At 61.2% G+C, this 12,412-nt stretch carries 11 protein-coding genes; 8 read left to right on the forward strand and 3 right to left on the reverse strand.

The annotated features are described in order from the left end of the window. Positions 1-148: 148 nt before the first annotated feature. The gene (gene parE, locus ACPYOP_RS09270) at positions 149-2,212 is read right to left on the reverse strand and encodes a DNA topoisomerase IV subunit B (RefSeq protein ID WP_481410097.1); all 2,064 of its coding nucleotides are present in this window, start codon (positions 2,210-2,212) and stop codon (positions 149-151) included. Positions 2,213-2,415: 203 nt separating this feature from the next. Here parE and ACPYOP_RS09275 point away from each other — a divergent pair, with 203 nt between their 5' ends. The 4 genes from ACPYOP_RS09275 (at position 2,416) to ACPYOP_RS09290 (ending at position 6,635) form a co-directional block, all read left to right on the forward strand. Continuing rightward, complete coding sequence (locus ACPYOP_RS09275) at positions 2,416-3,312, forward strand: alpha/beta hydrolase (RefSeq protein ID WP_481410098.1); 897 nt, start codon at positions 2,416-2,418, stop codon at positions 3,310-3,312. 138 nt (positions 3,313-3,450) lie between these two features. Continuing rightward, the gene (gene tpiA, locus ACPYOP_RS09280) at positions 3,451-4,221 is read left to right on the forward strand and encodes a triose-phosphate isomerase (protein WP_481410099.1); all 771 of its coding nucleotides are present in this window, start codon (positions 3,451-3,453) and stop codon (positions 4,219-4,221) included. A 114-nt stretch (positions 4,222-4,335) separates the two neighbouring features. Continuing rightward, positions 4,336-4,863, forward strand: a complete 528-nt coding sequence (gene secG, locus ACPYOP_RS09285) for a preprotein translocase subunit SecG (RefSeq protein ID WP_481410100.1) — start codon at positions 4,336-4,338, stop codon at positions 4,861-4,863. Positions 4,864-5,006: 143 nt separating this feature from the next. Then, positions 5,007-6,635, forward strand: coding sequence for a CTP synthase (locus ACPYOP_RS09290; protein WP_481410101.1), 1,629 nt, complete (start codon positions 5,007-5,009; stop codon positions 6,633-6,635). Here ACPYOP_RS09290 and ftrA read toward each other — a convergent pair. Further along, positions 6,598-7,635 (reverse strand): transcriptional regulator FtrA, encoded by a 1,038-nt coding sequence (gene ftrA / locus ACPYOP_RS09295; RefSeq protein ID WP_481410102.1) that lies wholly within the window; start codon positions 7,633-7,635, stop codon positions 6,598-6,600. The genes ACPYOP_RS09290 and ftrA overlap by 38 nt on opposite strands. Before the next feature lie 63 nt (positions 7,636-7,698). On the opposite strand from ftrA, the gene ACPYOP_RS09300 reads away from it, so the two are divergent. From ACPYOP_RS09300 to ACPYOP_RS09315, 4 genes are all read left to right on the forward strand, one after another. Continuing rightward, positions 7,699-8,091: a rhodanese-like domain-containing protein gene (locus tag ACPYOP_RS09300; protein WP_481410103.1), complete on the forward strand. Its 393-nt coding sequence runs from the start codon at positions 7,699-7,701 to the stop codon at positions 8,089-8,091. Between the two features lie 141 nt (positions 8,092-8,232). Then, positions 8,233-9,282, forward strand: coding sequence for a HoxN/HupN/NixA family nickel/cobalt transporter (locus tag ACPYOP_RS09305; protein ID WP_481410104.1), 1,050 nt, complete (start codon positions 8,233-8,235; stop codon positions 9,280-9,282). A gap of 86 nt (positions 9,283-9,368) precedes the next feature. Beyond that, positions 9,369-9,902, forward strand: coding sequence for a FecR domain-containing protein (locus ACPYOP_RS09310; protein ID WP_481410105.1), 534 nt, complete (start codon positions 9,369-9,371; stop codon positions 9,900-9,902). Positions 9,903-9,914: 12 nt separating this feature from the next. Continuing rightward, the gene (locus ACPYOP_RS09315) at positions 9,915-11,774 is read left to right on the forward strand and encodes a CHASE2 domain-containing protein (protein WP_481410106.1); all 1,860 of its coding nucleotides are present in this window, start codon (positions 9,915-9,917) and stop codon (positions 11,772-11,774) included. Between the two features lie 21 nt (positions 11,775-11,795). Here the strand turns inward: ACPYOP_RS09315 and ACPYOP_RS09320 are convergent, their stop codons facing one another. After that, on the reverse strand, positions 11,796-12,395 hold the full coding sequence (locus ACPYOP_RS09320; protein WP_481410107.1) for a LysE family translocator: 600 nt from the start codon (positions 12,393-12,395) through the stop codon (positions 11,796-11,798). Positions 12,396-12,412 lie beyond the last annotated feature (17 nt).

Below are 12,412 nucleotides of genomic sequence, written 5' to 3' on the forward strand. Positions count from 1 at the left end.
AAATCGTCAATCCGAATGATAAAATGGCGGCATTCAAGACAATGCCGCCATCTACGCATCCATCCATGACGCTTTCGTAACGGATATCGGACAATCCGGTAAAATATCGCGAAGCACGTTCGCCGGGGCAACCAACGATTGGTTCGCGTCAGATATCCAGATCCTCGGCAAAAGCCGCCCGTTCCTGAATGAAGCGGAAGCGCGCCTCGGCCTTGGTGCCCATCAGATTATCGACGGCATCGCGCGTGCCTTCGAAATCCACCTCGTCGATCTCGACGCGCAGCAGGGTGCGCTTGGATGGATCCATCGTCGTTTCCTTGAGCTGGGCCGGCAGCATTTCACCCAGACCTTTGAAGCGGCTGATCTCGACCTTGCCTCTGCCCTTGAATTCCGTCTCCATCAGCTCAAGACGATGGGCATCGTCGCGGGCGTAGATGGATTTCGAACCCTGCGTGATCTTGTAGAGCGGCGGAACGGCCAGGAAGAGATGGCCCTGGCGGATAAGCTCAGGCATCTCCTGATAGAAGAAGGTGATCAGCAGCGAGGCAATGTGGGCGCCGTCGACGTCGGCATCGGTCATGACGACGATGCGCTGATAGCGAAGGTCTTCCTCGCGATATTTCGTGCGCGTGCCGCAGCCGAGCGCCTGGACGAGATCGGTAATCTGCTGGTTGGCGGACAGCTTTTCGCGGCCGGCGCTGGCGACGTTGAGGATCTTGCCGCGCAGCGGCAGGATCGCCTGGTTGGTGCGGTTCCGCGCCTGCTTGGCCGAGCCACCTGCCGAATCACCCTCGACGAGGAAGAGTTCGGCGCCTGCCGCGGAATTCTGCGAGCAATCCGCCAGCTTGCCGGGCAGGCGCAGCTTGCGCACGGCGGTCTTGCGGTTGACTTCCTTTTCCTTGCGGCGGCGCATGCGCTCGTCGGAACGCTCGATCACCCATTCCAGCAGCTTTTCGGCCTCGGCCGGATTATCGGTGAGGTAATGATCGAAGGGATCGCGCAGGGCGTTTTCGACGATGCGCTGGGCTTCGACCGTTGCAAGCCTGTCCTTCGTCTGACCGACGAATTCCGGTTCGCGGATGAAGATCGACAGCATGCCGACACCTGAAATCATCACGTCGTCGGTGGTGATATTGGCCGCACGCTTGTTCTGGGTGAGGTCAGCGTAGTTCTTCAAGCCCTTGGTGAGGGCGATGCGAAACCCGGCCTCGTGCGTGCCGCCTTCCGGGGTCGGAATCGTATTGCAGTAGGAGTGGATCTGCGGGTCGCCGCCATACCAGGTGATCGCCCATTCGAGCGAGCCGTGGCCGCTTTCCTTCTCCGACTTGCCGGCAAAGATCTCGCGGGTGACGGTGAACTCGTTGCCCATCGTGGCCTTGAGATAATCCTTCAGGCCGCCAGGGAAGTGGAAGACCGCCTTTTCCGGAACGTCGGCGCCTTCGGGCGCCAGCTCAGGATCGCAAGCCCAGCGGATCTCGACGCCGCCGAACAGATAGGCCTTGGAGCGTGCCATGCGGAAGACACGGGCCGGATCGAAGCGAGCGTGATCGCCGAAAATCTGCGGATCCGGATGAAAGCGGACGCGCGTGCCGCGCCGGTTATGCACATCGCCCAGCTCTTCCAGACCGCCGACAGGCAGGCCGCGCGAGAATCGCTGGCGATAGAGCTTGCGGTTGCGAGCGACCTCGACTTCCAGATCATCCGACAGCGCGTTGACGACGGACACGCCGACGCCATGCAGGCCGCCCGATGTCTCATAGGCCTTGCCGTCGAACTTACCGCCGGCATGCAGCTTGGTCATGATGACTTCGAGCGTCGACTTGCCGGGCACCTGTGGATGGTTTTCCACAGGAATACCGCGGCCATTGTCCGTGACCGTCAGGTAGCCTTCCCGATCGAGATAGACCTCGATGAAATTGGCATGGCCGGCCACCGCCTCGTCCATGGCGTTGTCGATGACTTCGGCGAAGAGGTGGTGCAGCGCCTTTTCATCCGTGCCGCCGATATACATGCCGGGGCGCATGCGAACGGGTTCGAGTCCTTCGAGAACCCGGATGGAGCTCGCGCCATATTCTTCCGCAGAAGATGTCGCAGGTGCTGCGCGCGGCGCCGGAGCGGCTGCCGGCTTCTCAGCCTTTGCGGCAGGCTTTTCCACCGCTTCCGTTTTCGGGGAGCGGGGTAGTCCGGAGAAGAGATCGTTGCTGTTATCCATAGAACTTCAAGCTGCTAGATTTGTCCTGGAGGGGCCAGATCCCTTTATTGTCGCATTTATGGCCGGTATTCGCGAATCACCGTGATTCTGCCAGAAACAACGCACAAGAGCGATGGCGCCCCAAAGCGGGGCAGATTCAAAAGAGATTTGCGTTGCCGGGTGACGAATGGCAAGCCCGATGTCCGATCGGAGGAAGTGTCCGCATGCCAATGTCCACAGCTCATTTGCCTATCCTGTCCGCAATATCGGGCATTCTGCTTCTGGCGGCCGCCCAGGGCGCTTCGGCCGACATGCTTAAGCCCTTCAAGGACGAGCTGTTTTCCAACCAGACCGTCATCGAAAACCACGACAATGGCGCCTTCCAGACGATCGATTACCAGGAATTGCGTGACATTAACGGCCGCGACCAAGTTCCGGAAAGACGGGTCAAGCCGGCCTATATCGACACCGGCGTGCGCTGGAAGGCCCAGGAAGACGAGACCTTGCAGCTCGGGAACCGCAAGGTCGACGTCACGCGTATCGGCCCGGCCTCGAAACAAGCCTTTACGGTCATTTTCATTCACGGCCGCGGCGGCGACCGCCGGCTTGGCTCCAACGATTATACGTTCGGCGGTAATTTCAACCGGCTGAAGAACCTCGCCTTCCGCAATGGCGGCACCTATTACTCACCGAGCGTCAAAGGCTTTGACGCCAACGGCGTTGCGGATATCGCCGCGCTGATCCGCTATTCCTACGAGCAGTCGGGCGGCAAGCCCGTGATCCTCACCTGCGCTTCGATGGGAAGCTTCGTCTGCTGGGGCATTACCCGCGATGCCGAAAGCGTCAAGCGCCTGAAGGGCATGGCCATCCTGAGCGGCGTTACCGATCCCGATTTCACCAAGAGCGCCTTCTATACGGCAAAGCTGCCGCTCTGGTTCACGCATGGCAGCAAGGACCCGGTCTATGCCGCGGCGGACCAGCAGGCACTGTTCGAGAAACTCTACAAGGCTCATTACCCGACGCGCTTCACGCTTTTCGAAACCGGGAATCACGGAACACCCGTGCGCATGACCGATTGGCGCAAGGTGCTTAACTGGATCGCCGATCCGCAGGCGTCGTAAAACGCTCCGGCAATTCGAATTATTTTCCGGGTAAGCATTTTTTCAAACGATTTGAACCGGTTTCGACCGCATTCGATAACTTTCCTTTCCTCCTCCTTTTTGTTAGTCCGACTGATGGATAAGGGGGAGACAACCGGAATGACGAAGACCATACGGCCGCTTCTGGCCGGAAACTGGAAGATGAACGGCACGCGTGCGAGCCTCGATCAGATCAAGGCGATCGCGGATGGCGTCAAGGCGCCGCTGTCAGAGAAAATCGAGACGCTGCTCTGCCCCCCGGCCACATTGCTCTATGTCGCGACCGCACTTTGCGACGACAGCCCGCTTGCGATCGGCGCCCAGGATTGCCATCAGCAGGTCAGTGGTGCCCATACCGGCGATATTTCCGCCGAGATGATTGCGGACTGCTTCGGCACCCATGTCATCGTCGGCCATTCCGAGCGCCGCAGGAACCATGCGGAAAGCGACATGCTGGTGCGCGCGAAAGCGCAGGCGGCACATGATGCAGGGCTTATCGCCATCATCTGCATCGGCGAGACCGCCTATGAACGCAACAGCGGCCAGACGCTCGAGGTACTGAAGCGGGAGCTGATCGGCTCCATTCCGGATGGCTCGACGGCGGAGACGACGGTCATTGCCTATGAGCCGGTCTGGGCAATCGGCACCGGTGTCGTCCCGACACAGGAAAACGTCGAGGAGGCACATGCCTTCATCCGTGCCGAGCTCATCGAACGCTTCGGCAAGGAAGGCGCGAACATGCGGGTCCTCTATGGCGGATCGGTCAGCGGCGCCAACGCGCGCGACCTTCTTGACGTTCCCCACGTCAACGGCGTTCTTGTCGGCGGGCAGAGCTTGAAAGCGGTCGATTTCCTCGCCATTTATGCCGCATTCGAACGGCAGTTCGCCTGAAGCAACAACTTGCCCGGTATTCCAGCCTTAAAGGGGCTTGGAATAGGCGAGAGCCTCATGTAAAGAGCCGCGAGCTTTTCTTTTTGATGCCCGCCAGCGGGCAGGACTGGATCTATGCAAACCGTACTGCTTGTTATCTATCTCATGATCGTCGTCGCCCTTATCGGCGTTGTGCTGATTCAGCGCTCCGAAGGTGGCGGCCTCGGCATCGGCGGCGGATCGGGCTTCATGTCTGCGCGCGGTACGGCCAATGCGCTGACGCGCACCACGGCCATTCTGGCAGCGCTGTTCTTCGCGCTCGCGCTCGGCATGAACGTGCTGTCGCGTTTCGAAGCTCGCCCGACCGACATTCTCAACCGTATTCCGAGCACGGCGGGCCAGGGCAACGGCATTCTTGATTCGCTCGGCGGGCAGAAGAGCCCGGCGCCGGCGACCACCCAGCCGAAGCCGGCCGACAATAGCGGCGTTCCGAACGGCGGTGCCGTCGCTCCGCAGTCGCAGGCGACGCCGCCTGCAACGACGAACCAGCCTGCTGCTACGGCACCTGCTCAGCAGGCTCCGTCCGCGACCGGTCAGCAGACCACGCCGGCGACGACTACTCCTGCGCCAGCCGACAACGGCGGCGTTCCGACCGGCAAGTAATTCCGGTCGCCGAAGATCATCCCCGGCAGGTCCTTGGATCTGCCGGTTTTGTTTTGTCCATATTCCGCATTCTGTAGCCAAAATTCCGGAAACGAATTTTAGGGCTAGCGGAATCATTTGTGAAAAGGTATCCGGTGACTCCCATGGCGCGATATGTATTCATCACTGGCGGCGTGGTTTCTTCCCTCGGAAAAGGAATTGCGGCTGCGGCTCTCGGAGCGTTGTTGCAGGCTCGTGGTTATCGAGTCCGCCTGCGCAAACTCGACCCCTATCTGAACGTGGACCCGGGCACCATGAGCCCGACCCAGCACGGCGAGGTCTTCGTCACCGACGACGGTGCGGAAACCGACCTCGATCTCGGCCATTACGAGCGCTTCACCGGCCGCTCGGCCACCAAGACCGACAACATTACCACCGGTCGCATCTACAAGAACATCATCGACAAGGAACGCCGTGGCGACTATCTGGGTGCCACTGTCCAGGTCATCCCGCACGTCACCAACGAGATCAAGGATTTCGTTATCGAGGGCAATGACGATTATGATTTCGTCATCTGCGAGATCGGCGGCACTGTCGGTGACATCGAAGCCATGCCCTTCATGGAGGCGATCCGCCAGCTCGGCAACGACCTGCCGCGCGGCACGGCGATCTACGTTCACCTGACGCTGATGCCCTACATCCCGGCGGCCGGCGAGCTGAAGACCAAGCCGACGCAGCATTCCGTCAAGGAGCTGCAGGCTCTCGGCATTCACCCGGACATCCTGCTCGTGCGCGCGGATCGTGAGATCCCGGAAGCCGAGCGCCGCAAGCTTTCGCTATTCTGCAACGTCCGTCCTTCGGCCGTCATCCAGGCTCTCGACGTCGCCAACATCTACGACGTGCCGATGGCCTATCACAAGGAGGGCCTCGACAACGAGGTGCTGGCCGCGTTCGGCATCGAGCCGGCGCCGAAGCCGCGTCTCGACCAGTGGGAAGAAGTCTGCAACCGCATCCGCACGCCGGAAGGCGAAGTGACCATCGCGATCGTCGGCAAGTATACCGGCCTCAAGGATGCCTATAAGTCGCTGATCGAAGCTCTTCATCACGGCGGCATCGCCAACCGGGTCAAGGTCAAGCTCGAATGGATCGAGTCGGAAGTCTTCGAAAAGGAAGATCCGGCGCCCTATCTCGAGAAGGTTCACGGCATTCTCGTGCCCGGCGGCTTCGGCGAGCGCGGTTCGGAAGGCAAGATCCTGGCTGCCCGCTTTGCACGCGAGCGCAAGGTGCCGTATTTCGGCATCTGCTTCGGCATGCAGATGGCTGTCATCGAAGCGGCCCGCAATCTGGCCGGCGTCGAACATGCCTCATCGACCGAGTTCGGACCGACCACGGAACCAGTGGTCGGCCTGATGACCGAATGGCTGAAGGGCAACGAGCTGCAGAAGCGCACGGCATCCGGCGATCTCGGCGGCACCATGCGTCTCGGCGCCTACAAGGCGGCGCTGAAGAAGGGCACGAAGATTTCCGAAATCTACGGTTCCACCGATATTTCGGAGCGCCATCGCCACCGCTACGAGGTCAATGTCGATTACAAGGACCGGCTGGAAGATTGCGGCTTGACCTTCTCGGGCATGTCACCGGATGGCATCCTCCCGGAGACGGTCGAATATGCGGATCATCCGTGGTTTATCGGTGTCCAATATCATCCGGAACTGAAGTCCCGGCCGCTGGAACCGCATCCGCTGTTCTCCAGCTTCATCGAAGCTGCGACGGAACAGAGCCGTCTGGTCTAAGGGCGGCGAATCGCTTGCGGTAGTCGCTCGGACTGACCGCAAGCCTCTCCCGAAAATGATGGCGCATGGTGGCGAGCGATCCAAATCCGCTCGCCACAGCCACATCGTCCAATGAGATGGCTGTTTGCCTTTCAAGCAGATCGCGGGCGCGCCGCAGCCGCTCGCTGAGTAGCCATTCGCCCGGCGACATGCCGGTGGTCGCCTCGAAACGGCGCTGGAAAGTCCGCACGCTCATGCCTGCCCGCGCTGCAAGTGCCGAGATCGGCTGCTCTTCCTGCAGACGCTCTCTCATCCATTCCAGCAAGGGGCCCAAGCGCGCTCCCTCGCGCTGTCTCAATACCGGTGTCTCGATATACTGCGCCTGGCCGCCCTCGCGGTGTGGCGGCACCACGAGGCGGCGCGCGACGTTGTTGGCAATGTCCGGTCCAAAATCCCGGCGCACCACATGCAGGCAGAGATCGATCGCGGCGGCACTGCCGGCGGCTGTCAGCACGCTGTCTTCGTCGACATAGAGAACATCGGCATCGACAGTGATATCCGGGTAGCGCGCGGCAATAGAATCGACGTAGCGCCAATGCGTCGTCGCCTTTCGGCCCGCGAGCAACCCGGCGGCGGCAAGAACCGCCACGCCCGAGCAGAGCGACATGATGCGCACGCCACGGCGGCTGGCCGCTTGCAGCTCGGCAACCAAAGGGGCGGGGACAGGCGTCCCGATCCCGCGCCACCCGGGGACGACGATCAGATCGGCATCGGCAATGATCTTGAGCCCATGATCGACCTGCACTGTCAGCCCGCCAGCGGCGCGAAGAGGGCCGTCCTCGATCGCGCAGGCGGAAAAGCGATACCAATTATCGCCCATCTCCGGCCGGGGCAGGCCGAAGATTTCATAGGCGACGCCGAATTCGAATGTGCACAGCCCGTCATAGACAAGAGTGACGACGTGCGGACCGAGAAGATTTGGGCTACCTGAGTTTGGCATAATATTGACGTTATATGGCATTTCGGCCAATTTCAACTGAGGGATCACTCAGGCATGAATACACCGAAACAGAAGGAGCGTTCCATGTCCCTAGTCAGTGAAATCCCCGCAGCCGCCCCAAACCTTGTCGCCGAACACTATGCCTGCAGGCTTGCCTTCGAGACCGATTGCTCCGACGTGCGCCAGGCGATGACATCAGGCAATGTGGATTTCGTCCTGCTCGATGTCCGCGGTCCGGCTATGTTCCAGGAGCAGCATATTCCCGGCGCAATTAATTTGCCGCATGGCAAGATGACCGCGCGGAAGATGGCGGAATGGCCTGATGATACGCTGTTCGTCGTCTATTGCGCTGGGCCGCATTGCAACGGCACCGACAAGGCGGCTTGGCGCCTGGGTTCGCTCGGCAAGCGCGTGAAGGTCATGATCGGCGGCATGACCGGCTGGGCCGATGAGGGCCACCCCTTCGAAAGAGGCTAATCATGCATGGAGCAGACCCGACGATTCCGGGTCTGCTCATTTTCATGACATTGCGAAAAACTTCGGCACCTACGTCATTTGACTGTCGCGCCGCTCCCGGTTCCGTGCCACTGTGCGAGTAAGCACAACGGGAACAAAAGTATGATCCTCAATCCATTCGACGATTGCGTGGAAAGGCCGAAGGCCAAGATCGCCGTCACCTTCGCGCTGCTGATCGCATTCAACATTGCCGCATGGATCTGGGCCTGGTTCGCCTTCGCCGACCGGCCGTCTCTGCTGGGCATTGCGCTTCTTGCCTATATGTTCGGGCTTCGTCACGCTTTCGACGCTGATCATATCGCCGCGATCGACAATGTCGTGCGCAAGCTCATTCAGGAAAAGAAGCAGCCCTATGCGGTCGGCTTCTTCTTTTCGCTCGGCCATTCCTCGATCGTCGTGATCGCCTCGATCCTGATTGCGGCAACCGCCGCCGCCATGCAGAGCCAGCTCGATTCCTTCCACGATATAGGCGGCGTCATCGGCACGACGGTTTCGGCGATGTTCCTGCTGTTGATCGGCATTGCCAATCTCTTTGTCCTCAAAGGCGTATGGTCCGCCTTCAGGCGGGCGCAGAGGGGCGAGAGGATCGCGGACGAGGATCTCGATACGCTGCTTGCCGGCGGCGGTTTTCTGGCCCGCATCTTCCGGCCGATGTTCAAGGTCGTTACCCGCTCGTGGCACATGTATCCGATCGGTTTTCTCTTCGGCCTCGGCTTCGATACCGCGACGGAAATCGGGCTTCTCGGCATTTCCGCCGCTCAGGCCGCGCAGGGCATGTCCTTCTGGACCATCCTCGTCTTCCCGGCGCTCTTCACCGCCGGCATGTCGCTGATGGATACGCTCGACAGCACGCTGATGACCGGTGCCTACGGCTGGGCCTTCGTCAAGCCGGTGCGCAAGCTCTGGTACAATTTGACCATCACCGCGGCCTCCGTCGTCGTCGCCATCTTTATCGGTGGCATCGAGGCGCTCGGACTGATCTCGGACAAGCTCGGCCTCGAAGGCGGCTTCTGGAGCTTCATCGGCGAACTCAATGACAATCTTGCCAATTTCGGCTTCGCCGTCGTCGGCATTTTCCTGCTGAGCTGGCTGATTTCGACCATCCTCTACAAAGCCAGAGGCTACGACAACTTGCAGATCAATCGCTCATGACGCATCATCGTCCCAAGGGATCGAGCATGTCGTGACTGGAAATCGCCGTCCGCCGCTCCAGTTATATGCGATGAGGGGCCACAATCATGATCCACGCAAGCAATATTCGTAACCTGGCGCTGGCGGCAGGCACCCTGTGCATCATCAGCGCCGGCACGGCTTTTGCGCAAACCGTCGCGAATTGTCCGTTGCGGCCCACTGTCAGCGCCGAGCGCCGGACGTTGAATTGCGGAGCTGGGCTTAGCGTCACCGTCGAGCGCGGCGCGCACTACCGGCTTGCGGACCGGAACCGTGATGGCCGAGTAGATGCTCTTGTGCTCGACAGCAAGGCAGCGCTGATCGATGTGGATGCCGGTCATATTCAGGGTGGTTTCGAAGTGGTGACGCCGCAGGCAATCGCCGCCGTGCGCGGCACGCGATGGGCGGTCGACGTGAAGCGAGCCAATACATCCGTGCTTGTCTTGCGCGGCCGGGTGGCGGTCAACAAGGTATCAACCGGCCAGGGGGGCACGCTCGGCCGAGGGCAAGGCGTCGATGTCGATCGCAGCCGCTCCGCATTGCGTGTCACCCAATGGGGACAACCGCGCATAAACGCTTTGATGGCTCGCCTCGGCCAGTGAGATCGCGACACCATGCGCAGACCGCCGCTGCAGACGTTGATTGCGCTTCTCTTGACTGCCGTCTGGGGATTGGGCCTTGGTATCGCGCATCTGCGCGGTGACATTCCCTTCGTCGACAACGCCGAAGCGACGCTGACGAACCTTCGCAATACACTCGGCGGCAGCCACCAACCACCCGATCTCGTCACGATCGTCGCCATAGACGATGACACGTCGCGCGTGGCGGGGCACTATCCCTTGCCACGGACCACGCTCGCCAAGATCATCGATGCCATCGGCGCGTTGGGGCCGAAAGCCATCGCTCTCGACCTGCTTCTGGTCGATTCCGGCGACGAGGCGGGTGATTCCGCGCTGGAGCAATCACTGAAGCGAACGAAAGTCGTGCTTGCTGCGGCCGGTATTTTCCCCGAAAGCCGACAGCGTGTCGTCGATGACAGCAGGGAACCTCTCGCCCGCGTGCCAAGCGCGCTGCAATTCCTCGAGCCGCAGCGGCGGTTCGCCGACGCCGCAAGCTATGGTGTCGTCAATGTGCAGACCGACAAGGCGGGAACGCCGCGTTTCGTTCCGATGCTGTTTCGCAGCGGCGAGCGGATCGAGCCATCCTTTTCGCTGCGCGTCGTTTCCGCTGCAACCGATGAGCAGACAACCGTCATCTCCGATCGCATCAAGATCGGTGACCGGTCCATCCAGACCGATACCGGCTATCTCTTGCCGCTCTCTTTCTACGGTCCGCGCGGCACGATCCGCACCATCAGCGGCAGCGCGGCGCTTAACGGGCAATTGCCGGAAGCTGCGATCAGGGATCATATCGTCGTCATCGGCGCAACCGTTACCGGCGGCGGCGATGTCTTTCCAACGCCCTTCGATCCCGTCCTGCCGGGTGTCGAAGTCATCTCCACCTCGATCACGCATCTGATTGCCGGAGACGGACTGGTGCGCGACCGCAACATTCGCTTCATCGACCTTTATTTCGCCATCGGTTTGCCGCTGCTCGTCGTCGGCCTTCTCTCCTGGCAGCGCAGCACCATCGGCCTGATAACGGCTCTCGGTGCCGTGCTCATCTGGTTCGCAGTCAATGTCAGCGCCTTCAAGCATGGGATCTGGCTGAGCGCCGCCTTGCCGATTGCCGCGACCGTGCCGCCGGCGCTGTTGTTCGGCGCGGCGCAGCTTTGGTTCGACCGCAGGCGGGCCACGCGCTTCGCCGAGCAAAGCGAGCTCCTGCAGCGCATCGAGGCGCCCGGTCTGGCCGAACATCTTGCCCGTGATCCCGACTTCCTCGCAAACCCGGTGCATCAGCAGGCTGCCGTCGTCTTCATCGATATCAACGGCTTCACAGGTCTCAGCGAAACGATCGGCCCGGCTGCGGTGCGGGAACTGCTGAACGGCTTCTATAATCTCGTCGATGAGGAGGTGACTGCGTGCGGCGGTGCCATCACCAGCTTCATGGGCGATGGAGCGATGATCCTTTTCGGCTTGCCGCAGCCGACGCCGAGCGACCCCGCCGATGCGGCGCGCTGTTGCATTCGCCTGTCCGAGCGGATGAGAGGCTGGCTCTCGGCGCTGCCGGAAACGGTCGCCTCCCGCATCGGCTTCAAGATCGGCGCGCATTTCGGCACCATCGTCGCCTCGAGGCTCGGCGGTGGTGGGCGCCAGCAAATCACCGCAACCGGCGACACGGTCAACATTGCCAGCCGTCTGATGGAGGTCGCCGCCAGCAAGCGCGCCGAGATCGCCATCAGCGACGAGCTGTTGCTCTCCGCCGGTCGGGACAGCACGCCTTTCAGGGAAGGGAGCCTCGACGGCCCGATCCAAACAAGCTTGCGTGGCCGCGCCGGAACATTGACCATATGGCTTTGGCGCAGCCGACCGTGATCGGCCTCTGCCTGAAAGGTTTCATCCGTTCCACATCGGAATGATCGAAATCACCAGGAGGCAGGCAAGGGAGACATTAACTGCGCGCCACTGCCACGCGGTTTTCAATAGGCGCCCGACCATTTGTCCGAGAATGCACCAGACGGCGAGCGAGAAGGCCGCGACCAGACAGAAGGTCACCCCGAGCAGGGCTGCGAGTTTGACGGGACTTTCCGCCAACGCCGCGAAAGACGCGGCAGCACCCATGGTCATCGCCCAGCCCTTGGGATTGTGCCAGAGCATCCAGAGACCGGCGATAAAGCCGGTAGGCCTCACCATCTGGCCTGACATACTCGGCGGGCCACTCCTGCCGATCCGGATGGCAAGCCAGATCAGGTAGAGCGAACCCAGTGTCTTCATGCCGATCTGCAGCGCCGGCAGCGCCAGCAATACGCCGCCAAGCCCGGCGGCCGTCGCTCCCGCCATGGAGCCGAGACCGACAGCGAAACCGGCCATGACCGGTATCGACCGGCGAAAACCGAAATGCGCGCCGGATGCGGTCGCAAGCGTCGTGGCGCCGCCCGGCGTTATGGTCGAAACCAATGCGAAGAGGATCAGCGGCAACAGGGTTTCGACAGTCATCTCCAGCCTTTCTCGAT

The sequence above is a fragment of the Rhizobium sp. KNZ2-6A genome (assembly GCF_056755475.1).